General features: G+C 46.2%; 24 protein-coding genes and 4 pseudogenes. 12 read left to right on the top strand and 16 right to left on the bottom strand.

Features of this window, described 5'->3' with window-relative positions; translation table 11 throughout:
• Position 1: 1 nt before the first annotated feature.
• Both ribH and ribBA read right to left on the bottom strand, forming a co-directional pair.
• Positions 2 to 520: a 6,7-dimethyl-8-ribityllumazine synthase gene (gene ribH / locus BQ1619_RS01095; RefSeq protein ID WP_114661738.1), complete on the bottom strand. Its 519-nt coding sequence runs from the start codon at positions 518 to 520 to the stop codon at positions 2 to 4.
• Positions 521 to 556: 36 nt separating this feature from the next.
• Positions 557 to 1,689 (bottom strand): annotated as a pseudogene (gene ribBA, locus BQ1619_RS01100) (bifunctional 3,4-dihydroxy-2-butanone-4-phosphate synthase/GTP cyclohydrolase II).
• Positions 1,690 to 2,047: 358 nt separating this feature from the next.
• On the opposite strand from ribBA, the gene BQ1619_RS01105 reads away from it, so the two are divergent.
• The 5 genes and pseudogenes from BQ1619_RS01105 to BQ1619_RS01125 all read left to right on the top strand — a co-directional run bounded on the left by BQ1619_RS01105 (position 2,048) and on the right by BQ1619_RS01125 (position 5,362).
• Positions 2,048 to 2,821 (top strand): hypothetical protein, encoded by a 774-nt coding sequence (locus BQ1619_RS01105; RefSeq protein ID WP_114661740.1) that lies wholly within the window; start codon positions 2,048 to 2,050, stop codon positions 2,819 to 2,821.
• A 4-nt stretch (positions 2,822 to 2,825) separates the two neighbouring features.
• Entirely contained in the window at positions 2,826 to 3,047 is a 222-nt protein-coding gene (locus tag BQ1619_RS01110) for a hypothetical protein (RefSeq protein WP_231968410.1), read from the top strand.
• Positions 3,040 to 3,477, top strand: a complete 438-nt coding sequence (locus tag BQ1619_RS01115) for a GspH/FimT family pseudopilin (RefSeq protein WP_231968412.1) — start codon at positions 3,040 to 3,042, stop codon at positions 3,475 to 3,477. The genes BQ1619_RS01110 and BQ1619_RS01115 overlap by 8 nt, the downstream gene beginning before the upstream one ends.
• Positions 3,478 to 3,612: 135 nt before the next feature.
• Positions 3,613 to 4,727, top strand: a pseudogene (ribD, locus tag BQ1619_RS01120) (bifunctional diaminohydroxyphosphoribosylaminopyrimidine deaminase/5-amino-6-(5-phosphoribosylamino)uracil reductase RibD).
• Positions 4,728 to 4,745: 18 nt separating this feature from the next.
• Positions 4,746 to 5,362: pseudogene (locus BQ1619_RS01125) on the top strand (riboflavin synthase).
• A 662-nt stretch (positions 5,363 to 6,024) separates the two neighbouring features.
• Here BQ1619_RS01125 and BQ1619_RS01140 read toward each other — a convergent pair.
• The 7 genes and pseudogenes from BQ1619_RS01140 to tolQ all read right to left on the bottom strand — a co-directional run.
• A pseudogene (locus BQ1619_RS01140) lies at positions 6,025 to 6,300 on the bottom strand (7-cyano-7-deazaguanine synthase); the annotation flags it as partial.
• A 16-nt stretch (positions 6,301 to 6,316) separates the two neighbouring features.
• A complete protein-coding gene (ybgF, locus tag BQ1619_RS01145; protein WP_114661744.1) occupies positions 6,317 to 7,048 on the bottom strand; it encodes a tol-pal system protein YbgF in 732 nt (243 codons plus the stop codon).
• A complete protein-coding gene (gene pal, locus BQ1619_RS01150) occupies positions 7,049 to 7,552 on the bottom strand; it encodes a peptidoglycan-associated lipoprotein Pal (protein WP_114661746.1) in 504 nt (167 codons plus the stop codon).
• A gap of 122 nt (positions 7,553 to 7,674) precedes the next feature.
• Positions 7,675 to 8,952 (bottom strand): Tol-Pal system beta propeller repeat protein TolB, encoded by a 1,278-nt coding sequence (tolB, locus tag BQ1619_RS01155; RefSeq protein WP_269460060.1) that lies wholly within the window; start codon positions 8,950 to 8,952, stop codon positions 7,675 to 7,677.
• A gap of 50 nt (positions 8,953 to 9,002) precedes the next feature.
• Positions 9,003 to 9,827, bottom strand: a complete 825-nt coding sequence (gene tolA, locus BQ1619_RS01160; protein WP_114661748.1) for a cell envelope integrity protein TolA — start codon at positions 9,825 to 9,827, stop codon at positions 9,003 to 9,005.
• Positions 9,828 to 9,875: 48 nt separating this feature from the next.
• Positions 9,876 to 10,295 carry an ExbD/TolR family protein gene (locus tag BQ1619_RS01165; protein WP_114661750.1) on the bottom strand — a complete coding sequence of 140 codons (420 nt, stop codon included), beginning with the start codon at positions 10,293 to 10,295 and terminating at the stop codon, positions 9,876 to 9,878.
• Between the two features lie 11 nt (positions 10,296 to 10,306).
• Positions 10,307 to 10,960, bottom strand: coding sequence for a protein TolQ (tolQ, locus tag BQ1619_RS01170; protein ID WP_114661752.1), 654 nt, complete (start codon positions 10,958 to 10,960; stop codon positions 10,307 to 10,309).
• Between the two features lie 71 nt (positions 10,961 to 11,031).
• Between tolQ and glyA the strand changes: the two genes are divergently transcribed.
• Together glyA and nrdR are read left to right on the top strand one after the other, a co-directional pair.
• Positions 11,032 to 12,276: a serine hydroxymethyltransferase gene (glyA, locus tag BQ1619_RS01175; protein ID WP_114661754.1), complete on the top strand. Its 1,245-nt coding sequence runs from the start codon at positions 11,032 to 11,034 to the stop codon at positions 12,274 to 12,276.
• A 41-nt stretch (positions 12,277 to 12,317) separates the two neighbouring features.
• Positions 12,318 to 12,764 carry a transcriptional regulator NrdR gene (gene nrdR / locus BQ1619_RS01180; protein WP_114661756.1) on the top strand — a complete coding sequence of 149 codons (447 nt, stop codon included), beginning with the start codon at positions 12,318 to 12,320 and terminating at the stop codon, positions 12,762 to 12,764.
• Between the two features lie 35 nt (positions 12,765 to 12,799).
• Here nrdR and BQ1619_RS01185 read toward each other — a convergent pair whose 3' ends face one another.
• The 6 genes from BQ1619_RS01185 to BQ1619_RS01210 form a co-directional block, all read right to left on the bottom strand.
• Complete coding sequence (locus tag BQ1619_RS01185; RefSeq protein WP_114661758.1) at positions 12,800 to 13,771, bottom strand: GDP-mannose 4,6-dehydratase; 972 nt, start codon at positions 13,769 to 13,771, stop codon at positions 12,800 to 12,802.
• A gap of 1 nt (position 13,772) precedes the next feature.
• Positions 13,773 to 14,438: an adenylate kinase gene (gene adk / locus BQ1619_RS01190; protein ID WP_114661760.1), complete on the bottom strand. Its 666-nt coding sequence runs from the start codon at positions 14,436 to 14,438 to the stop codon at positions 13,773 to 13,775.
• Positions 14,439 to 14,541: 103 nt separating this feature from the next.
• Positions 14,542 to 15,306, bottom strand: coding sequence for a 3-deoxy-manno-octulosonate cytidylyltransferase (gene kdsB, locus BQ1619_RS01195; protein WP_114661762.1), 765 nt, complete (start codon positions 15,304 to 15,306; stop codon positions 14,542 to 14,544).
• Between the two features lie 18 nt (positions 15,307 to 15,324).
• Entirely contained in the window at positions 15,325 to 15,504 is a 180-nt protein-coding gene (locus tag BQ1619_RS01200; protein WP_114661764.1) for a Trm112 family protein, read from the bottom strand.
• Between the two features lie 84 nt (positions 15,505 to 15,588).
• Positions 15,589 to 16,674 carry a tetraacyldisaccharide 4'-kinase gene (lpxK, locus tag BQ1619_RS01205; RefSeq protein WP_114661766.1) on the bottom strand — a complete coding sequence of 362 codons (1,086 nt, stop codon included), beginning with the start codon at positions 16,672 to 16,674 and terminating at the stop codon, positions 15,589 to 15,591.
• A 9-nt stretch (positions 16,675 to 16,683) separates the two neighbouring features.
• Positions 16,684 to 17,061: an ExbD/TolR family protein gene (locus BQ1619_RS01210; protein ID WP_114661768.1), complete on the bottom strand. Its 378-nt coding sequence runs from the start codon at positions 17,059 to 17,061 to the stop codon at positions 16,684 to 16,686.
• Positions 17,062 to 17,376: 315 nt separating this feature from the next.
• Between BQ1619_RS01210 and xseA the strand changes: the two genes are divergently transcribed.
• The 3 genes from xseA to BQ1619_RS01225 all read left to right on the top strand — a co-directional run bounded on the left by xseA (position 17,377) and on the right by BQ1619_RS01225 (position 19,160).
• On the top strand, positions 17,377 to 18,591 hold the full coding sequence (gene xseA / locus BQ1619_RS01215; protein ID WP_114661770.1) for an exodeoxyribonuclease VII large subunit: 1,215 nt from the start codon (positions 17,377 to 17,379) through the stop codon (positions 18,589 to 18,591).
• Between the two features lie 66 nt (positions 18,592 to 18,657).
• Positions 18,658 to 18,900, top strand: coding sequence for a type II toxin-antitoxin system Phd/YefM family antitoxin (locus tag BQ1619_RS01220; RefSeq protein WP_114661772.1), 243 nt, complete (start codon positions 18,658 to 18,660; stop codon positions 18,898 to 18,900).
• Entirely contained in the window at positions 18,894 to 19,160 is a 267-nt protein-coding gene (locus tag BQ1619_RS01225; RefSeq protein ID WP_114661774.1) for a Txe/YoeB family addiction module toxin, read from the top strand. The genes BQ1619_RS01220 and BQ1619_RS01225 overlap by 7 nt, the downstream gene beginning before the upstream one ends.
• Positions 19,161 to 19,163: 3 nt before the next feature.
• Here the strand turns inward: BQ1619_RS01225 and murB are convergent, their stop codons facing one another.
• Positions 19,164 to 20,201, bottom strand: a complete 1,038-nt coding sequence (gene murB / locus BQ1619_RS01230) for a UDP-N-acetylmuramate dehydrogenase (protein WP_114661776.1) — start codon at positions 20,199 to 20,201, stop codon at positions 19,164 to 19,166.
• 101 nt (positions 20,202 to 20,302) lie between these two features.
• On the opposite strand from murB, the gene BQ1619_RS01235 reads away from it, so the two are divergent.
• A complete protein-coding gene (locus tag BQ1619_RS01235; RefSeq protein ID WP_114661778.1) occupies positions 20,303 to 20,788 on the top strand; it encodes a YajQ family cyclic di-GMP-binding protein in 486 nt (161 codons plus the stop codon).
• On the top strand, positions 20,772 to 21,704 hold the full coding sequence (gene xerD / locus BQ1619_RS01240) for a site-specific tyrosine recombinase XerD (RefSeq protein ID WP_415066235.1): 933 nt from the start codon (positions 20,772 to 20,774) through the stop codon (positions 21,702 to 21,704). The genes BQ1619_RS01235 and xerD overlap by 17 nt, the downstream gene beginning before the upstream one ends.
• Positions 21,705 to 21,710: the final 6 nt, after the last annotated feature.

Genomic DNA, 21,710 nt, shown 5'->3' on the forward strand with positions numbered 1-21,710 from the left:
ATCAAAAGTCCTCTTGCCCATCATTCATTTCAAAATCAATGTCTGGTGTGAGCGCTAGCGCTAGATTTGCCATTTCAACGACTGCTTTAGCGCCGTCCGCACCTTTAATCTTGACACGTACCTGTGCTTGCTCATCGGTATCGCAGGTCAGTACACCGCTAGCAATGGGTAAGCTAGAGTCAATCGAGATACGCGTAATCCCTGCAGCAGATTCATTCGAGACCAATTCAAAATGGTAGGTCTCACCGCGAATGACTGCGCCTAGTGCTACCAGACCATCAAATTCACCTGTTTCAGCCAGCTTTTGAAGGGCAAACGGAATTTCTAATGCGCCTGGGACGGTGACCAGTTTGATATCCGATTGCGATTCATCCAAAGCAATCAGTTCGTGAATAGGGGCTTCCGTTAGTGCGACGCAATGATCTTCATTAAAGCGGGCTTGTACGATACCGAACCGCAAATCTTGACCGTTGAGATCTGCTTCTAATATGCCTACAAAATCATTGTTTGAATTGGTCATGATGACCTTTTAAGAAAGTAAATCTTGCTGTATTTTTTACTTTGGTTGAAAAGGGAGATATCCAGTTACTTCGAGTTTATATCCAGAGAGGTTTGGTACTGGCTTGGGTTTGCAAGCAAACGCATCTTACCGACACCAAGATCTTTCAAGATTTGAGCACTAATACCGTAACTACGCAAATCGGTTTTGCGAGCCAATGGTTTTTGGGTGGCGTCGTTTGATCGGTTCAGTTTTTAAAATTGGGCTAACCAGTCAGCATCTCCAGGAGCGGCAATTCCGGAGGAATTTAATAGAACGGCAACTCCCGCTGGAGCAGCAGCAATTTGTTGCAGCGCCTGTCCTAGTGGCCATGAATGGGTGCTGATTTGGGAGTCTAAAAAATCGAGTACGGTGACAGGCTCATGAACACGAACTAGGGTTTCCGTTGCTTCAGAAGGTTTGCCATGAACCAGGGCAATGTGGATGCATGAGCTTGGAGTATCTCGATAGATGATGCCATTAAATTGACCACAAGGAGTAGTGAATTCACGTACACCTTCACGTACAACAATGCTTTCGTTTTGACTACGGTACTTGATCAAGTCTGCAATACTGCCAATTTTGAGTTGATGTTCTTTGGCAAACTCTAATAGGTCTGGAAGGCGCGCCATACTGCCATCATCTTTCATGATTTCGCAAATAACGGCAGTTGGTGAACAACCAGCCATGGCAGCAAGGTCACAGCCTGCTTCAGTATGACCCGAACGAACGAGTACGCCACCAGGTTGTGCCATTATCGGAAAAATATGGCCTGACTGAACTAGGTCATTGGGTTTGGCATTTGGTGCTACAGCCGTCTTAATCGTATGCGCACGATCAGCCGCTGAGATTCCAGTCGTGACTCCGCTAGCAGCTTCGATAGAGGCAGTGAAATTGGTTCCCATGGATGTGCCGTTATCGCGCACCATCAATGGCAGATTTAGCTGTTGGCAGCGCTCACGAGTCAAGGTTAAGCAAATAAGGCCACGACCATGCTTTGCCATGAAATTGACAGCTTCAGCGCTGATATGGTCAGCGGCTAGGACTAAATCACCTTCATTTTCGCGATCTTCCTTATCGACCAGAATGACCATCCGACCAGCGCGCAGCTCGGCGGCAATTTCTTCTGTAGGGGAAATGGTGTTTAGCATAGCGCTCTATTTTAAGCTCAGCGAGCTATTAACGTTGTCTTTGCGGCGAATCCCGACAGCGACATTCCTTTTTTCAGACGGTATATGCCAACAGCCCCTATTTCAACGGCTTTGAATGCCTCAGAAAATACCGTATGCGATTCTGTTATCGGGAGATTTCGTCGATTCCCAATGGATTTATTTTGTGAGAGGCTTTAGTGGCAATGACATTGGTCGTGGGAGTTTATTTAAGCTCAGTTGGTGCTTATCAAAAGCTCGTTTTAAAATGGCCCAGTAAGAAGCCAGATACGCGCAACTGGGAGAAGATTCTGATACTTTTGAGCTTACGCAGCTGGTTGGGACCGAGATCGGTGGAGCAATGCCACATGGAATTTCAAATACCACAGTGAAAGGGGCAAAGCATGAATCTTCTCGAGTGCTTAATCGTATTGACCCTGTGCGCACTATTAATAAATCCGCTAATAAAACTAGTGCCGATTTAGTTGCAAAACAAATCACTTATGTAAAATTACATATCTTAGGTTCAGAGGCTGAGCGTGCGTTCCAGTTAATTGGTAGAGCGATTCGAATGGCGGGTTATGAACATGCTGAATCAATTGACAAAATGATAACCAAGACAAATACCAATAATCCGATTGAGATCCGCAAAGGGAGTGGTTATGAAAAATCGGATGCATTGGTGATCAAACATGGGCTATCTTCCGGAGTCGATTTTGATTGCGCTGGCAATGTTTTGTCGAAAGAGCGAACAACAAATCATTTAGCCATGCAGGGATTTTTAGTCAATAAATCAAATCACTTATTAGCGAGCGTGAAAAATCATAGCGGCTCATTGGTTTGTCAGTCTTTGGATCGTCAAAGTCGTATACAAAACACTGTTCTGATGAATGGAGTTCAGATATTTAATGTGGAGGAGCTAAACCAATCCACAAAACAGGGGCAGAGGGCGTTTCGAGTCAAGTTGGGATTGACCGATGGAGCCTCTGTTCTAAGAGTGTACGAGCACACCTTTACTACCCGAAATTTGCCATGTTTTTTCATGGGTAATTTCTTTGCTTTTGGTTTGCTCATCGAGCATTGTGTATTTAGAGCGCTTGACGACATTGCGTGCGATGGAATTACAAACAATTGAATAAATGCAAAAGCAATTTATCGCCGCAGAGAAATCCATTCTGGAGTGTGAGCAAAATATCCACAAATTATCAGCTCTAGAAAACATTCCGTGTTTTATTCAGCCCACAGAAAATCATCACTGGCTCATTTCCAGTAAAGCAAAGCCCACACTTCAGGTACGCGTGTATGTCAATGAAAAAACGGGTGCTGTGACAACGTTAAATTGGCGCCAAGCTTTTGAATGAGGTTATCGCTCAAGACAGTGGCGCGAGCTTATTGGAATTATTGGCGGTTGTTTTAATCGTAGCAATATCCGCAACAATCACCATGCCGCTATTGCAGCAACAAATTGCCGCTCGCGAAATAGATGCGATTGCAAGAAGATTTATTGCCCATGCTCATTTTGCTCGACAGCAAGCATTGCATTTGAGTGAGTCAGTCAAGCTTGAGCCCAGATTGGAAGGTAATTGGAATGAGGGGTGGATTATTCAAGCCGGCTGCACTGAACGTCTTGGTCAATCTCATTGCATGCCAAAAATTTGGCTAGCCCATTCAAAATTCGACCCGGTTTTTATCAAAGACGGCGCTAGGCACTTTATTGACCAGCATACCAAAAGAGTGGGTATTGTATTTAATGCGGCTGGCGCTGCTAAAACTGCTCATGGGGCTTTGTAGCCAATCGTCTTATCTTTGGTCATCAGCGTGCCTCAGATTTAGAGCAGCGCCTCATTTTGGGCAGTGGAGGGCGTTGGCGCATCTGTGATCCTAAGAGGGATGTGAAGCGCTGCCATTGCATGGTTTAATAGGCACATGTATACCGCTGTTGATCACCAATGGATGGGCGAGGCACTCGCTGAATCCCAGAAAGCGTTGTATTTATCCAACCCCAACCCTCGGGTGGGCTGCGTCATTGTTCGAAATGGACAAGTTATCGGACGTGGGTTTACACAACCTGCTGGTGCGCCCCATGCTGGGTTCAAGCGCTTCATGACGTCCAAGCAAATGGTCAGGATCCAGCCGGGTCGACCATTTATGTCACCTTGGAGCCATGTAATCACACAGGACGAACGCCTCCCTGCGTTGATGCATTAATTGCTGCTAAGCCAGCAAAAGTGATTGCTGTAATGGTTGACCCCAACCCCTTGGTTGCGGGTAAGGGTTTAGAAAGATTAAGAGCGGCAGGTATTGAGGTCCACGTCGGTTTATTGGAGTCAGAGGCTCAAGCATTAAATTGCGGCTTTATATCGAGGATGACCCGCGGTCTGCCATGGGTGCGCTTGAAAATTGCGGCTACTCTGGATGGAAAAACGGCTTTACCAAATGGCGAGAGTCAGTGGATTACTGGGTCATCAGCGAGAGCGGATGGCCACCATTGGCGTGCGCAAGCCTGTGCGATCGTCACGGGGGTTGGGACCGTTAAAGAAGATGATCCTATTCTCAATGTGCGTGATGTTGCTATCCAGCGACAACCTTGGCGCATTATTGTGGATTCGAAACTAGAGACACCGATAACCGCAAAAATTCTGAGTAATCTCGATCAATCCGGCGTCACGATTGTGTGTGCGAATCTCGATAGCCCTGAACGTTTGCAAAAAGCAAAAGAATTCGAGGCAAAAGGTGTCGAGGTTATTGCATTCGAAAATGGCTCGGGAAAAGTTGATCTGTCAAAGCTCTTTGCCTATCTAGCTCAAGAACGTGAAATGAATGAAATCCATGTTGAGGCTGGCTTTAAGCTCAATGGCTCAATGCTCCGAGAGGGTTGTGTTGATGAGTTATTAATCTATTACGCCCCATTCTTTATGGGAGACGGCATTGGAATGGCCAATCTACCAACCTTAGAGTTTGTAAACGTCCGTGAGAGCTGGATGCTCACTGACCAGCAGATTATTGGCGAGGACTTGAGACTCAGATTAATTAGACGTTAAACAAACTAAAATCACTTTATGTTTACTGGAATCATTACTGCTGTTGGTCAGATTAAGCGTGCAGAAGCCAAAGGCGATGGCTTGCATCTAATTGTTGAGGTGCCTCAGGATATTTAGATGATGTAGCCCTAGGAGATAGCATCGCTATTCAGGGTGCTTGCATGACTGCTACCAATTTTGAAGGCAATACGTTTGCTTTAGATATTTCGCGTGAGTCACTCAATAAAACGGTTGGTCTTGATAAAGTGGGGCCAGTCAATTTGGAAAAAGCACTGCGCTTGAATGATCGACTTGGCGGTCATTTGGTAAGTGGTCATGTGGATGGAATGGACAAAGTAGTCCATTTTGCGCAAGTCGCTCAAGATGCCTATGGATCTTGGTTGTTGCGCATTGCCGCCCCTAAAAAGTTGGCTCCATTTTTGGCATACAAGGGATCGATTGTGGTTAATGGTGTCTCGCTGACCGTCAATCAAACTGAAGATAGTGCCGATTTTTGTGTTGTGGACATCAATTTAATACCACATACACTGCACAGTACAACGTTGGGAAATTTGCAGTCAGGCGATGCTGTCAATCTAGAGGTTGATTTTATTGCGCGTTACGTAACGCGCATGCTTGAATCTCAAGCAAAGTAAAATCCACTTCATTTTCGTTTGGAAGCTTGGCGATAAACTTCATCGCGCTCTCTTTTGCCTACCGTAATAACAATAATGACTAGGCGATGATCAATGACTTCGTAGACCAGTCTATAGCCGAGAGATCTAAGTTTAACTTTAAAAAGTTAGTCAATTCGCCGCTAAGTTTTGCTGAAACAACTCTGGGGCTAATGATGCGTTTTTCTAGCTGCTTTTTAAATTGCTCTCGTACGGAATTGTCTAATTTTTGCCATTCTTTAAGTGCAAGTACGTGAAACTCAACGCTAAATCTGGTCAAGTTTTACCTTGATAGTTTTGCCGCCTTTGCGCTCTTTAACTGTTTTGATGAGATAAGATATCTATGCGCTCAAGGAGAGTTTCATATGCTTTTGCTGACAAGAGATAGGCTTCTGGTTTGTATGGTTTAAGACGGCAACCGGCAGATCCCCTGCTATCTCCATAATTTTGCTGGGATTTTTTCTTAAATCTGTCATGCTGACAGTGGTTTTTGCATGAATAGTTTGCGTGAGGCTCATATAAATTTGAGCATAATTTAGTGCATTATTATGGCTTTTTTTGTAGAAGTCAACCTTAAAAAATAAGGGCCTATAAGCCCTCTATTCTGGTTAATTTATATTGGGTTATCGACGATAGCGCGTAGGATCGATCACATTGGCTTGTTTAAAGCCTGCTTGTCGTAGATTCACATTCTCCATAAGCTTCCCCAGCATCATTTGCTTGGCGATGTGTTTTGCTGCAGCCAATTCAGAGGAGTGGCGCTGACCATAGCCAACAGAGAGGGCATACGGTGTATAGCCAAAATCCTTTGCTAATGCCAAAACCGTAGTGGAATCCAGGCCGCCAGAAAATAGAATCACTGCGGGTGCACCCGCAGTGCGTGGCGCTATATTTTGAAAAGCCGCTGACAACTTGGACATGAAATGCGGCCAAGAACTACTTGATTGCGGCAAGCAATTGTTGCGCGTCCTTAGCTGCCTCGGTATCGGGATACTTCACAACAATATCGCCGAAGGTTTTCTTGGCAGATGCTTTATTCCCACTTTCCAATTGCGAATTACCCAATGTCACCATCGCTGCAGGAACACGAAGATGATTCGGATATTTCTTAATCAGAGCTTGTAGTTGATTGATTGCACCTACGTAATCTTTGTTGGCATATTTACTGTTGCCACTCCAATAGAGTGCCAGTGGTAAATAGGGGCTCTTAGGGTATTTGGTAGTAAATGCTGCAAAGCCATCCTCCGCCTTTTTTAAGTTCCCCGCCTGAAACACTTTTAATGCATCGTCATATGCTTTCTTCTCGCCAGGTTGGATGGTGCCGCTGACGCCTTCAATAGTGACGGCACGAGGCTCAAAATTACCCAGACGGGTATCCAAATCTTGGTAATACGTTTTTTGACTAGAAGAAATATCTTCGCCTTGCTTTTCAAGCTCCTCAACTTTGCCGCGCAGTTCTGCGTTTTCTGACTTCAGCTTGTCAATTCGGCTTTGGAGTTCAAGTTGCGTTGTAGCTAAGGATTTACGCAAATCCAAAATAGCCTTACGGGCCTCATCATCTGAGAAGAGTGCCCATGCGTTACTGGATGCGCCGATGCAAATGAGTGCGGCACTTAAACAAAACGCTCGTGAGAGCGTTTGTTTATAGGGGTTTAAAGAGAACTGCATTTAGTTTGTGATGTAAACAATATCAGCGCGACGGTTCTCTGCCCAAGCCACTTCGTTATCACCTTCTGCTTTTGGTTTTTCTTTACCAAAACTGACTGCTTCCATTTGCGCGTCAGAAACGCCCATCAAGTTCAATGATTTACGCACTGCATCGGAGCGACGTTGACCGAGGGCTAAGTTGTATTCAGCAGTACCGCGATCATCGGTATTGCCTTGAATAATGATCTTTTGTTTTGGATTTGCTTTTAAGTAGCTTGCATGAGCAGACAACATCTTTTGGTATTTCGTTTGGACGGTGTACTCATCAAAACCAAAGTAAACACTTTTCTCAAACAGTGGGCTCTTTGGAGAATTCCATGGTTGTGAGCCGAAGCTTCCACTGCCACCGCTGCCGTTAGCGCCATCGGTGTCATCTAATTTCACGCTGGAACAAGCAGCCATTAAAAATGCGGTTGCTCCAATAAGGGCAAATGTCGCTGCGCGGCGTGCGATCGAAACTGTCATGATTTTCCTTTTCCTGCAAATTCAGTGGTGAAATTGAAACCTAAATGAGGGGCACAAACCCTTTAGCAATATTATGCCCTCAAGAGTGTCAAAAGTACCCATTTCAGTCATAAAAAAGGGATTTAGTCCATAAATGGGCCCCAAGAGGGCTGACGCACATCCGGGCCGGGAATGCTCAGCACTTGCTTAGAGTTTCCATCGACAGAAACGGCTGCAAGGACACGTTTACCACCCGCTTTGGTGGAGTAGAGGACGTAACGACCATTTGCGGCGAATGACGGGGATTCATCGCTTGTGCCATCCGTTAATGCTTGGGCATCACCGGTAGCCAGATTGAGAATATAAAGGCGATAAGCTCCGCCAACGTTGGCAATGTACGCTAAATATTTACCATCGGGAGAAATTCTGGGTGATGTGACGAAGCCTTGTTTAAAGGTAATGCGCTTTGCGCCTTCCGCCTGCTCTCCATCAGCACTCATGCGATAAATTTGCGGGCTACCACCACGATCACTCGTGAAATAAATATAGCGACCGTCCGGAGAGTATTGGGGTTCAGTATCAATGGTGCTGCCACGGGTCAGACGTTGTAACCCACTACCATCAGCATTGATGCTGTAGATTTGGGTATTGCCATCTTTTGACAGGGACACCGCTAACTTTTTGCCATCGGGTGACCATGCGGGTGCGCTATTGTTCCCTTTCTGATTAGAAAGGGAAATGCGCCGACCCGTTGCCAACTCATGAACGTAGATCACAGGCTTGCGATCTTCAAAGGAGACATAAGCTACTTTCTTGCCATCGGGTGACCATGAAGGCGAAATGATGGGTTCACCGCTATTCATCGCATTGCGAATATTTTGACCATCCGCATCTGAAATAACCAGGCGATATCGTTTGTCATCCTTGATGACATAGGACAAGCGGGTAGAGAACACATCGCGCTCGCCAAGGAGTTTGTAAATAATGTCATCGGCAACTTTGTGCGCTGCTGCACGTAAATTATCGGCGCTCGAATTGATATTTAAGCCACCAAGGCTTTGTGATTTACGAATATCAAACAGCTTGTACCGAATTTCATATTGATCGTTACCCGTTTGCACTACAGAGCCCACTGCTAATGCATCTGCACCTCGCGCAGCCCAAGATTTGAGGTTTGGCGTACCATCATCCCCCTCAACGGCATTCCCATTCTCAGTATTTTTGAAGTAACCGCTACGCGCTAAATCTTGGCGAATAATTTCGGTGACGCCGATTGGAAGCTTGGTTTCGTCTTTGAAGCGCATCACAGCAATCGGATACAGAGATTGGCCCACACCGGTGATCTCAATATTCATCTGTGCAAATGCAGGGCTGGAAACACCTAAAGCAAGCGAGGTTAGCGCGACACCAATCCAGTGCAATTGATAAATTATTTTTTAGCAAACTGCATTTTAGCAAACTGCAACATGCTTTAGTCCTTTGGTTTAAAGGTCAATTTCACTTCTCGTTGAGGAATTTTGCCATTGTCATCTTTGGGCAAACTTTCTGCACGAGACAGGGCTAACAATACAGCGCGATCCCAGTTTGGGTTGCCGCTTGAAGTGAGAACGCTCGTACTCAAGATGGCGCCATCTGGTGCCAGATTCACCTGAATCACCGCCGCAGGATTGCCGCTAACGGATTCGGGATTAAAGACGATCAATGGCTTTACCTTTTTGATCACTTTGTCGGTCCAGCCCGGAGGCGCATTACCGCCACCGCCAACACCGCTGCCAACGGTGCCGCCGCTACCGCCCTCGGCACCCGCAGCGGCACGTAGTCTTGCCAGCTGATTTGCGCGAACTTTTTCTGCGGCAGCATTCGCTTTGGTCTCAGCTGGAGACTGGGCTTTGGGGGTGTCCGCTTTCTTGGGCTCTTCCTTTTTTGGCTTTTCTTTTTCTTTTGGTGGTGGAGGTTTTGCCGATTTAGGAACCTCTACCTTCTTAGGTTCTTCTTTTTTTGGAGGTTCTTTTTCTACCATTTTCTTCTTAACGGCGATATCTGCTGCTTCCTCTTTCATTACCGTTTTAAGTTCTGGCTCGGGTTTGATATCTACTTGAGGGGCAGAATCCCACAACTCCACTTCAACCCCAGACGGGGTTGAGTTATTCCAACTGATTCCAATCACTAGAAAAACAAGCAAACCGAAATGGGCAATGAGTGAATACGTAAATGCACGTTTTGTGCTCTCTTCCTTTGAAGGTCTACCGCGCTGAAATGGGGAAAGAGGTGATGAATAAGTTGATGCGCTATTCATAAGTAACTATCGACGTGATCAACCATTTTGTTTTTGGATATGAAACGCTTATTGACTCTTGACTGCGAGTCCTACGCGCTTCACACCATTCTCTTTGAGTTTGGACATCACATTCATTACCGTTTCGTATTTGATGGATTTATCAGCTGCCAGAACGACGGGTTGGTCAGCAGACTTTTCTGCTTGCGCCCTGGCAAATGCTCCCAGCTCAAATGGGTTCAGGGTTTGAACAGGTTCACCCTCTTTACGAACGATGACATTTTCATTGGCATCAATTGTTAAAAAGACTGGCGGGAGTGATTGCACCTTGGCACCCACAACCGTGGGCAGATTGACTACACCAGGGTTGACCATTGGTGCGGTGACCATAAATATCACCAGCAACACCAACATTACGTCGATGTAGGGAACCACGTTGATGTCGGCCATTGCCCGACGTTTTGATTTTCGTAAAGTAGATCCAGCCATAACGTTTGCGCTTAGCGGCCTGTTTGACGTTGCAAGATATTGGTGAACTCTTCAATGAAGGTTTCAAAACGAATCGCCAAACGATCCACATCGGTTGCTGCGTGGTTATAAGCCACTACCGCAGAAATTGCTGCAAACAAGCCGATGGCAGTTGCAATCAATGCTTCTGCAATACCAGGGGCCACTGCTGAGAGAGTGGCATTTTGCACATTAGCTAAACCGCGAAATGAATGCATGATTCCCCACACGGTTCCGAAAAGGCCGATGTAGGGTGAAACCGAACCAACAGAAGCTAAAAACGGCAGATTCGCTTCCAGGGCATCCATCTCTCGTTGATAGGTTGCTTTCATGGCTCTGCGCGCAGCATCAATTTCACGAACTTTCATGAACTCTTGCATGCCCGCTTCAAAGATGTGCTCCAAAACAGCGTCGCTACGAGTATTGCGTTGAGCGGACTCTAAAAGGGTATTGAGGTCGCCCCCAGACCAAAAATCACGCTCAAAACGGTCTGTATCTTGGCGAACGCCCCGCAAAATGGCTGTTTTCTTAAAAATGATGGTCCAAGAGGCGATAGACATGCCCAGCAATAACACCATTGCTAACTGGACTAATAGGCTGGCATTGAGGGCTAGGGAGAGGAATGAGAGGTCTTGAGTGGTAGTCATGGTGGATTTTGTATGATGTAGGTTAATTTTACTTACTTCATTACGCAATCCAACCCCCTAGGATTTTTACCATGTTTGACCGTCAGAACACTCTAGCCAAAACCGATCCCCAATTATGGGAAGCCATTCAGAAAGAAAATCAGCGTCAGGAAGACCATATTGAGCTGATTGCCTCCGAAAACTACACTTCACCAGCAGTGATGGCTGCTCAAGGGTCGCAATTGACCAATAAATATGCGGAAGGATATCCAGGCAAGCGTTATTACAATGGCTGTGAATTTGTTGACGTTGCTGAGCAGTTGGCGATTGATCGCGTAAAGGCTCTGTTTGGTGCGGAGGCGGCTAATGTGCAGCCTCATTGCGGAGCATCTGCAAATCAGGCAGTGTTCTTGGCATTCTTAAAACCAGGCGACACATTCATGGGGATGAGTTTGGCTGAGGGTGGTCACTTAACACACGGCATGGCATTGAACATGAGTGGCAAATGGTTTAACCTGATTGCATACGGTCTCGATAAAAATGAAGAAATCGATTACGAGCAAATGGGACGTTTAGCTCGTGAGCACAAACCGAAACTCATTATTGCTGGTGCATCTGCATACTCTAAGAAAATTGATTTCGAGCGAATTGGCAAATTGGCCAAAGAAGTGGGCGCGATTTTTATGGTGGATATGGCGCACTATGCAGGCTTGGTCGCGGCGGGTGTTTACCCAAACCCTGTACCTCATGCAGACATTGTCACCTCTACAACCCATAAGAGCTTGCGTGGCCCGCGCGGCGGCATCATTCTGATGAAAGCCGAGCATGAGAAAGCGATTAACTCAGCAGTCTTCCCAGGCTTGCAGGGCGGCCCTTTAATGCATGTGATCGCTGCCAAAGCAGTAGCGTTCAAAGAAGCGCAAGAGCCAGCATTTAAAGACTACCAAAAGCAAGTAGTTGCCAATGCCAAAGCGTTAGCAGAGACATTGATTTCTCGTGGCTTACGGATTGTCTCTGGCGGAACAGATTCGCATGTGATGTTGGTAGATTTGCGCGCTAAGAAAATGACAGGTAAAGAAGCGGAGCGCGTTTTGGGTGAAGCGCATATTACTTGTAATAAAAACGGCATTCCAAATGACTCAGAAAAACCGATGGTGACCAGCGGTATTCGTTTGGGTTCACCTGCCATGACAACGCGCGGCTTTAAGGAAGCAGAAGCAAGACAGGTCGGCAATTTTATTGCGGATGTATTGGATAACCCGAATGATCCAGACAGTATTGCTAAAGTGCGCGCACAAGTTGCTGAGCTAACGAAACGTTTTCCTGTTTACGGCTAAGTAGTCACCGCACCGAAGAATAAAAACGAAGCGAGCTCATCTTGCGCTGCCCTTTTTGCCATAACGACGATACCCAGGTTTTAGATACCAGGGTATCGGATGAGGGTGACACCATTCGTCGTCGCCGCCGTTGTGCAAAATGCGATAAGCGTTTTACTACCTATGAGCGCGTCGAGCTTCTTTTGCCGGCTATTGTTAAGAAAAACGGTAGTCGGGTCGAATATAGCCATGACAAGCTGGCTAGCTCACTGAAGCTGGCTCTGCGCAAGCGTCCGGTCTCTTCGGATTCGGTGGATGAGTCCATTGCTCGGATTGAAGAAAAGTTGCTTAGCTTAGGTGAAAAAGAAATTCCGAGTGAGCGTGTAGGTGAGTTGGTCATGCGCGAATTAAAGCGCCTTGATAAGGTGGCTTATATCCGTTTTGCTTCCGTCTATCGGAGCTTTGCTGACATTGAGTCTTTTGAGAGTGCCCTCAAAGAGTTGAAGTAGTTCAGTAAGCAAATAACGGCGCGTTGTCGAACGCTTTATTGTGAATATTTCTTCGCTTGCTCGGCGCACATCATCGTAATCACGCCATCTACGTCGGCTGGCTTATTCCATTTCAAAGTTTTGATTGCCTTATCAGGATTGCCTACGCTCGTAATAATTTCATTTGGTCGAAAGAAGCTCGGCTCAATCTCAACATATTGCTGCCAGTCAAGGTCAAAGTATTCGAATGCTTTCGCGACAAAATATTTCAGGGATTCTTGTCTTCCAGTGGCAATCACAAAATCATCAGGCTGATCCAGTTGCATCATCAGCCACATTGCCTCAATGTACTCTGGTGCCCAGCCCCAATCTCGGGAAATATCTAAATTACCAAGCTGTAAGGTACTTAGCTGGCCCGCTTTGATTCGAGCTGCACCAGCGACGATCTTTTGCGTAACGAAACGTTCTGGACGCAAAGGGGACTCATGATTAAACAAGATCCCAGTGCACGCATGTAATCCATACGATTCGCGATAACTATTAATGAGCCACTTGGCGGTCGATTTTGCGACTGCATAGGGGCTGCGTGGTGCAAAGGGTGTTTGTTCGTTCGCTGGAGCGCTGCCAGTATCGCCAAAGCATTCACTGGAGCCCGCATTGTAAAAACGTACGGGTTTATTCAATAGTCGAATGACTTCTAGAATATTGAGGGCTCCAATGGCAATGCTCTCGATAGCCTCAACTGGCTGGTCAAATGACAGCCCTACAGAAGTTTGCCCAGCAAGGTTATAAATCTCATCGGGATCCACTTGCTGAATCGCGTTAAAGACGCTTCGAAAGTCGTTAATCGATACCGAAAGAAGTTTGACTTGGGCGCGAATGCCCAATGCATTCAGATTTTCAAAAGAAGAGGCCATCACATCGCGTGATGAACCTGTTACTTCATATCCTTTAGATAAGAGGTGCTTTGCTAAGTAAGCACCATCTTGTCCGGTAATGCCGATGATTAATGCTTTTTTGACAGCCAATTTACTTTAGAACATCAAGAATTAAGGCAGTGATATTTTCAACGCTACCAGTGCCGCTAACTTTGCGATATGCGGGTGCTTTCACCTTGTCGCTCGGACTCGCTTGGGCTGCCCAGGAAGTGTAATACACCACAAGTGGACGCGTTTGATCATCGTAGACTTGTAACCGTTTACGGACAGTTTTTTCTTTGTCGTCATCACGCTGGATCAGTGGATCGCCAGTGACATCATCTTTACCCTCTACTTTTGGTGGGTTGAATTTGATGTGATACGTGCGTCCAGAGGCGGGGTGAACACGGCGGTCACCCATGCGATCAATAATGGCCTCGAATGGGACATCAATCTCTAATACGTAGTCGATAAGTACACCCGCATCTTTCATGGCTTGCGCTTGGGGAATGGTTCTGGGAAAACCATCAAACAGATATCCTTTGCTGCAATCGGGTTGTGTCAGGCGATCTTTCACCAAACCAATAATGATGTCATCCGACACCAGGCCGCCCGCATCCATGATTTTTTTGGCGGCAATTCCTAATTCTGTTCTTGCTTTCACAGCGGCACGCAGCATATCGCCGGTGGAAATCTGTGGAATGCCAAATTTTTCGCAAATAAACTGAGCTTGTGTGCCTTTACCAGCACCAGGTGCACCGAGCAGAATCAACCGCATTATTTTCCCCCTAGAAGAGCTGACATTGTCCCGTATTTTGTTGGGATCATTAGTATTGAATGCTTAGGATTATCCCCGAGAACCCTCAAATTCTTTGAAAAATTCAGGGGTTTTTGAAAAGGCTGCGGATGCGTTCAAGATCTTCTGGTGTGTCTACCGCTGCAGGAGGGGCTATTGGCGTGGTATGAACTGCGATTCGGTAGCCATTCCAGAGCGCGCGTAGCTGCTCTAGGGCTTCCGCTTGCTCGGGCGGAGCCACCTCTAGTCCGGTGTAAGCCTCTAAAAAATCGGCTCGATAGGCATAGATGCCGAGGTGGCGGAAATAAACAGTTTTATCTGCTTGTTGCAAGCCACGCACAAAAGGGATTGGTGCTCTCGAAAAATAGAGCGCCTCACCGGATCGATTGAGCACCACCTTAACAACATTTGGATTTTGAATCTCTGTTTTATCCTGAATCGGTACTGCAACCGTCGAAATCGCGCAGGACTCATGTTGCGATAATGTTTGAGCAACTTGATTAATGAGTTCTGGCGGAATGAGGGGCTCATCACCCTGCACATTTACTACGATGGCACTTGCAGGAAGTTTTAGTATCTGCGCCAATTCCGCCAAGCGATCCGTTCCAGTTGGATGGTGAGGTTTGGTCAATAAACATTCAATACGATGTTCAGTACAAACCGATTGAATCTCAGTGGAATCGGTTGCGACAACAACACTGGTAGCTAATGATTTTTGAGCTTGCTCAGCCACGCGAACCACCATTGGCTTACCCCCAATATCTGCAAGCGGTTTGCGTGGTAGACGCGTGGATCCTAATCTTGCTGGAATGACTACCAAAAAGTCAGGGGTGTGAGTAGTGGTAATCATGGGGTTGGTTAAATGAGCTTACTGTATTTCCTCAGCCGAGAGGCTGCGGGCTTCTTCAACCAACATCACTGGAACATCGTCCCGAATAGGGTAGGCCAGGCGGTCTGCTTTGCAGATGAGCTCAAGCTGCTCTGCATTGAAATGCAATTGGCTCTTGCAAAGTGGGCAAACCAAGATGTCGAGTAGTCGTCTATTCATAGTTATTTTTTATCAGCGGTTCAGAACAGAAGTGTAGCGCGTAATTTAGTCAAGGACATTATTTAACAGTTTGTGTCTGACGGCTTACAAGGTATAGCGACGGGGGTCGGGTCGTTGCAAAATAGACTGCATCCAATCCATTAGGTTGTCTGGAATTCGGAGTGACATAGGAATAACCCAAATACGATCATCTTGCATGCCCAAGCATTTCACAGCATCTTTTTCGGTGATCAAAATGCATTGTGCTTTGATTGAAGAAAAAAATTCAGTGGTGTAGTTAAAGTGGTCTGCAAGTGGAATGTGTTTACCCACAACACCATGCCTTTTTACATCATCAAAAAAGCGCTGGGGATTGCCGATGCCGGCAACGAGAGCAATATTTTTGGGTAAAAAATGTTCGGCGATTTGCTCTAGAGGTTGAATGCTCGATGGATTAATGAGTTGATAAGGGGCGCCGAGATGGTTTGCTAAGTGGAATGATCTGCGGCCAAGATAGTATTCATCGATTGAGCTGGTTTTTTGATTTTTCTGAATACTCGTAAAGAGCGTAGCGTCGCGTTCACGGTTTGCGGGCTCGCGCAGTGGGCCGGCAGGTAGCAAGAAGCGATTTCCTTCGCCGCGATCATCGCGCACAACAAACTCAATGTCGCGACCTCCTTCACGGGCTGGCCAGCGCACCAACCCACGATGCTGCAGACCATCATCGCTAATAATTACGTCAACTTTAGGTGAGCCATTGAGTAAAGCATTGATGCATTGCTGTCGTTTTGGGAAAACCCAGATGGGAAAACGATTTTGCAGTTTCTTAGCCATTAAAACAGGTTCATCACCAACAATAGCGGGGTCCGATTCGCTAGTCACTGGCAATGGCGATGTTTGCAAAGAAGAGCCATAACCCCGGCTGATGATTCCAGGTTTCCAGCCCAGTTGGGATAGTTGTTTTGCTAACGTAATCACAATTGGTGTTTTGCCAGTTCCGCCAACCCGAATATTGCCAACAATGATGATTGGCACTGCGGTGGGCTTGGCTTGTTCAATGCCTAAATCCTGAATGAACTTGCGAATACGAAGAGCCAATTCGTAGAGTAGGGAGATGGGCCACAGTAGAAGGCTTGTTGGGCCACGCCTTTCCCAAAATGTTGGGGCTTTTCGAAAGAAAGATGGCGCCATCTCAATAAATTATTTCTTGGCTTGGCTGCTAAAAACAATATTGCTGAGATTGGCGTCACGTGCCGCTTCTAATGCTGTCATGACCGCTTGATGGGGTGCTTTTGCATCAGCGTCAATATTGACTTGCAGATTACTTGCTTGTGGACCAGAGGAATTGCTCCATTGCGTCAATGCTTTACTGAGTTGTGAAGATTCTGTCACTTTGCCGTTGATTGCAAAGCGCCCATCCCGACTGACGGCAATATGAATCTGTTTGGATTCTATTGGCGACTCATTGCCACTGGCTGTGGGTAAGGTAATTGCTAGCTCTTGATAGCGCGTAAAGGTGGTGGAAATGATCAAAAGGGGCCAAATGGGCCAGCCAGTGGATAGTAAGATAGAGTGCATAAGCTCAGTACTTTAGCTGAATTAATTGAGCCCATTCCGTAAGCGATCCTGTGGATAACTCTGTGTAAAACTTTTCATCATTGACGCTGTAAGTCCTTGATTGATGGTTAATGGAGTAAAAAGCGGTCAAAAATGCGAGGGGCGATAGTTATAAATTCAGTATATAAATTAGTGACTTATAAATTAACTGTAGTATTTATGAGACGATTTGGGTCAGTAATTACTTACTTAATGGGGTTTAAGAAGACTTCCGAGGGCTTCTGTGGATATTTGTTGCCCTCTAGGCTAGATTGTTTCCAAGGATAAAACGAAAAAATGTCGGAAATATCAAGAGAAATTCTGTCTGTCGGCGATCTAAATCGCGCCATTGCTACCTCTTTGGAGGAGCGTTTCGATACGGTTTGGGTTGGCGGGGAGATTTCGAATTTCAAAGCTTATGACAGCGGACATTGGTACTTTTCGTTAAAGGATGAAGAGGGTCAGATTCGTTGCGTGATGTTTCGAGGTCGAAATGGCCAGGTAGGATTCATGCCTCAGTTTGGGGACAAGGTAGAAGTCAGTGCAAGCTTGGGAATGTATGTCCCTAGAGGCGATGTTCAGTTGACCATCCAAACTCTTCGACGTGCAGGTATGGGGGGTTTATACGAAGCATTTTTAAAACTTAAGGCTAAGCTCGCAAAAGAGGGTTTGTTTGATGAAGAGCGCAAGCGCGCACTACCGACGCATCCCCGTTCGATTGGCATTATTACCTCATCGCAAGCGGCAGCATTGAAAGATGTCTTAAGTACATTAGCAAGACGAGCGCCACACATTCCGATTGTTGTCTATCCAACATTAGTGCAAGGGCCTGAAGCACCCGCTGGAATCATTGCGGCACTCAAGGCAGCAAATGAAGAGAATGTGGTGGATGTGATTTTGTTAGTTCGAGGCGGTGGCAGCATAGAGGATTTGTGGGCATTTAATGACGAGCAATTGGCGTATGCCATTGCGCACTCAGATATTCCGGTGGTGAGCGGCGTGGGTCACGAGACCGACTTCACGATTGCAGACTTTGTGGCAGACCTACGAGCCCCAACCCCAACGGGTGCTGCGGAGCTAGCAGCACCAAGAAAAGATCAGCTTCTTCAAGAACTCAGTGCCATTCAGCAAGCGTTGCTGCAAAGAGTAAATCAGCGAGTAGAGCGAGAGGCGCAAACCTTGGATCAGTTAGCTCTGAGGTTGAGTCACGCTTTACCCAATCCAGATCGGATGCGTGAACAAATTACCGGTTTACAAAAGCGGCTATATCAATCGTGGTCTGTGCGAATGGATAATTGGAAGCGCAACCAAACACATCTTCAATCTCAGTTAGAGTTGCTAAATCCTCAGAGAACTTTGGAGCGTGGATATTCAGTTATCTTGAGCAAAGACAAAAACCCATTGCATGCCATCAGAGGTCCCAAAGAGCTTATCCCTAACAAAGAGTTTCAAATTTGTATGGCCGATGGTGAAGCTGAGGTGCGTTTTGCGGAGGTCAAAATAACCCCATAATCGGGGGCGGACATTTTTTGACAAATCGTACGTTTTTACGTACTATTATCCAAAAGGAGCCAAAATATGACTACATTGACTGCAAGCGAGGCTAGGGCGGGTTTATACCGCTTGATTGATCAGGCGGCTGAATCTCATAAACCAGTGCTAATTTCTGGCAAGCGGGCTAATGCTGTGTTGATTTCGGAAGAGGATTGGAGCGCAATTCAGGAGACTCTTTACCTCCTATCAATACCGAGTATGCGTGAATCGATCAAAAATGCAATGACAGAACCATTAGCAAAAAGTAAAAAGGTGTTGAAGTGGTAGTTTGGGATTTGGTTTATTCCAAATATGCCTTAAAAGACGCTAAAAAAATTTCGGCTGCAGGCTTGAAAGATAGGGCTCAGGCATTGCTCTCTATTTTAGAGATTGATCCATTTCGAATTCCGCCGCCGTATGAGAAATTGGTTGGTGATCTGAAGGGGGCATACTCTCGCAGGATTAATATTCAACACCGCCTTGTCTATGAAGTATTTCGAAAAGAGAAAACGGTGCGCATCTTGAGAATGTGGATGCACTACGAATGACCGCTAAAGAATATTCGGCTCGATCTCTAGGTTCACGCCAAATTCTTTTTTCACTTTTTCTTGAATGCATTTTGCTAGCCCAAGAATATCTTGGGCTGTGCCATTCCCATAATTTACGAGAACCAGCGCTTGCTTTTCATAAACCCCCACATTTCCCATGCGTTCGCCTTTAAGACAGCACTGGCCTATTAGCCAGCCTGCCGCCAATTTTCGTTTGCCTGCAATATCAGGATAAGAAACCAAGTTCGGGTATTTCAGGAGCAGAGTTTCATATTGTTCAACGGGGATGATGGGGTTCTGAAAGAAACTGCCAGCGTTACCAATGATCTTAGGGTCAGGTAGCTTTTGGGTGCGAATTTTACAAACGGCTAGAAAGATTTCTTCTGGGGTAGGGGTGGGGTTGTTTGAAAACTGTTGCGCTAAATCCGCATAATGAATTCTGGGTTGCCATTCTTTCGGAATTTCAAAGACTACATTGGTCACAATAAAGCGATTAGGCTGTTGCTTGAAGTAGCTATCTCGATACGCAAATTGACAGGCTTCTTTTGGAAGGGTAGTCAGGGTTTGGGTCCGAATGTCAAATGCTTGAACCGAATGAATATATTGGGCAAGCTCAACGCCATAGGCGCCAATGTTTTGTATCGGCGCCGCACCAACCGTGCCTGGAATGAGGGCTAAGTTTTCTAGACCGGGCAAATCATTTTCGAGTGTCCAAGCAACCAATTCATGCCAGATAACTCCGCCCCTTACTGAAAGTAAGGTAGATTGGGCGTCGGCAGAAATAATCTCTTGGCCTGGGATATTCATGAGCAGGGTAGCGCCTCGCAGGGTTGCGGGTAAAACGACATTACTGCCACCCCCCAACACTCTCCAAGAGAGTTGCTGCCGCAAAATTTCCCCCATCACGGCAGGAATTTGATCTGCAGCAGTGATCTCGTATGCCAATTCGGCGTTCGCCTCTAATCCAAAGGTATTGCGTTCCCGAAGACTCAGATTTCGGATGAATTTCGCTGCGCTAGGCACCATTGGATGGGAGTTCATGCCACAATCTTATTCGAATGTACGCCAATTGCTCTGAAAAATGGCTAGGCGATCAATTTGAGCAAAATACCGAGTCATTGAATTAATAGTAGGAGTCATGAATGCCCTCATTTGACGTTGTATGCGAACCAGACATGGTTGAACTTAAAAATGCGATTGAACAATCCAATAAAGAAATCAGCAATCGCTTTGATTTCAAGGGTTCTGACAGCCGCGTAGAGCAAGAAGATGAAGCCTTGATTTTATTTGCAGACGATGAGTTCAAGCTCGGTCAGGTGCGCGATGTTTTGATCGGTAAGATGGCAAAACGGAATGTCGATGTGCGCTATCTCAAGGATGACAAGACCGAAACTATTGGCGGTGATAAGCGTAAGCAAACCATGAAGATTCAAAAAGGGATTACTTCCGATCTATCAAAAAAAGTTGTGCGCATTATTAAAGACAGCAAGCTCAAAGTACAGACAAGTATTCAAGGAGATGCTGTACGTGTGACGGGTGCTAAGCGTGATGCTTTGCAAGCAACCATGGCTTTGCTGAAGAAAAATGTTACTGAGGCGCCCCTCGGTTTTAATAACTTCCGTGACTAATGAATCTGCGAAGGTCGCCCCAGCAAGCACTGAGGCGATCGAACATTTTTGCGATGCCTGCTGGCTAGGGGATGGGCTCTCAAAAAATAGCTTGTCAGCATACCGAAGGGATTTATTACTTTTTGCGCAGTGGCTTTACCAAGATTCTGGATCAGATCTGTATGCGGTTCAGGAAAAAGATGTAACAGCCTATATTGCACATCGTCGTGCTGACAAGGCTGCTACTGCAAATCGACGCCTTACTGTATTCAAGCGGTTCTACCGACATGCTTTACGCATGAACCTCGTAAAAAGTGATCCCTGTATTGGATTGCGAGCCGCAAAACAGGCTTTGCGTTTCCCGAAAACGTTAAGCGAGGATCAAGTAACAGCCTTATTAAATGCACCCGATATTGATACCCCTCTGGGATTGCGTGATCGCACCATGCTGGAACTGATGTATGCCAGTGGTTTGCGTGTTTCTGAAATTGTTTCCCTGAAAACGGTTGCCTTGGGTATGAATGAGGGCGTAGTGCGCATCGTCAATGGTAAGGGGGGTAAGGAACGTTTGGTGCCATTTGGTGGTGAAGCGGGGCAATGGTTGAGGCGGTATTTTGCAGAGGCGCGCATACCCTTGTTAGAGGGAAAGTTGAGCGATGCAGTTTTTGTCGGACGTCACACTGGCACTGCCTTAACAAGACAAGCATTCTGGGTGCTCATTAAGCGTTATGCGGTGCTAGCTAACATTCCGGTGGCGCTATCGCCGCATACTCTTCGACATGCCTTCGCCACGCATTTATTGAATCATGGAGCAGATTTAAGGGTGGTCCAGTTATTGCTGGGCCATGTTGATATCTCTACTACCCAAATTTATACCCATGTCGCTAGGGAGCGCCTCAAATCAATTCACCAGCAACATCATCCCCGCGGTTCCTGATGCGAG

Origin of the sequence: Polynucleobacter necessarius (assembly GCF_900095195.1) — a bacterium.
In the GTDB taxonomy this organism is placed as follows: Bacteria; Pseudomonadota; Gammaproteobacteria; order Burkholderiales; family Burkholderiaceae; genus Polynucleobacter; species Polynucleobacter necessarius_G.

Bases quoted from the DNA above. Each gene is read 5' to 3' on its own strand.
- ribH (WP_114661738.1), bottom strand. From the start codon at position 520: ATGACCAATTCAAACAATGATTTTGTAGGCATATTAGAAGCAGATCTC.
- adk (WP_114661760.1), bottom strand. From the start codon at position 14,438: ATGCGGTTGATTCTGCTCGGTGCACCTGGTGCTGGTAAAGGCACACAA.
- kdsB (WP_114661762.1), bottom strand. From the start codon at position 15,306: ATGATTACCACTACTCACACCCCTGACTTTTTGGTAGTCATTCCAGCA.
- xseA (WP_114661770.1), top strand. From the start codon at position 17,377: ATGTCGGAAATATCAAGAGAAATTCTGTCTGTCGGCGATCTAAATCGC.
- BQ1619_RS01220 (WP_114661772.1), top strand. From the start codon at position 18,658: ATGACTACATTGACTGCAAGCGAGGCTAGGGCGGGTTTATACCGCTTG.
- BQ1619_RS01110 (WP_231968410.1), top strand. From the start codon at position 2,826: ATGCAAAAGCAATTTATCGCCGCAGAGAAATCCATTCTGGAGTGTGAG.
- murB (WP_114661776.1), bottom strand. From the start codon at position 20,201: ATGAACTCCCATCCAATGGTGCCTAGCGCAGCGAAATTCATCCGAAAT.
- tolA (WP_114661748.1), bottom strand. From the start codon at position 9,827: ATGAATAGCGCATCAACTTATTCATCACCTCTTTCCCCATTTCAGCGC.
- glyA (WP_114661754.1), top strand. From the start codon at position 11,032: ATGTTTGACCGTCAGAACACTCTAGCCAAAACCGATCCCCAATTATGG.
- ybgF (WP_114661744.1), bottom strand. From the start codon at position 7,048: ATGCAGTTCTCTTTAAACCCCTATAAACAAACGCTCTCACGAGCGTTT.
- lpxK (WP_114661766.1), bottom strand. From the start codon at position 16,674: ATGGCGCCATCTTTCTTTCGAAAAGCCCCAACATTTTGGGAAAGGCGT.
- BQ1619_RS01105 (WP_114661740.1), top strand. From the start codon at position 2,048: ATGCCACATGGAATTTCAAATACCACAGTGAAAGGGGCAAAGCATGAA.
- tolQ (WP_114661752.1), bottom strand. From the start codon at position 10,960: ATGACTACCACTCAAGACCTCTCATTCCTCTCCCTAGCCCTCAATGCC.
- pal (WP_114661746.1), bottom strand. From the start codon at position 7,552: ATGACAGTTTCGATCGCACGCCGCGCAGCGACATTTGCCCTTATTGGA.
- BQ1619_RS01210 (WP_114661768.1), bottom strand. From the start codon at position 17,061: ATGCACTCTATCTTACTATCCACTGGCTGGCCCATTTGGCCCCTTTTG.
- BQ1619_RS01200 (WP_114661764.1), bottom strand. From the start codon at position 15,504: ATGAATAGACGACTACTCGACATCTTGGTTTGCCCACTTTGCAAGAGC.
- BQ1619_RS01165 (WP_114661750.1), bottom strand. From the start codon at position 10,295: ATGGCTGGATCTACTTTACGAAAATCAAAACGTCGGGCAATGGCCGAC.
- BQ1619_RS01235 (WP_114661778.1), top strand. From the start codon at position 20,303: ATGCCCTCATTTGACGTTGTATGCGAACCAGACATGGTTGAACTTAAA.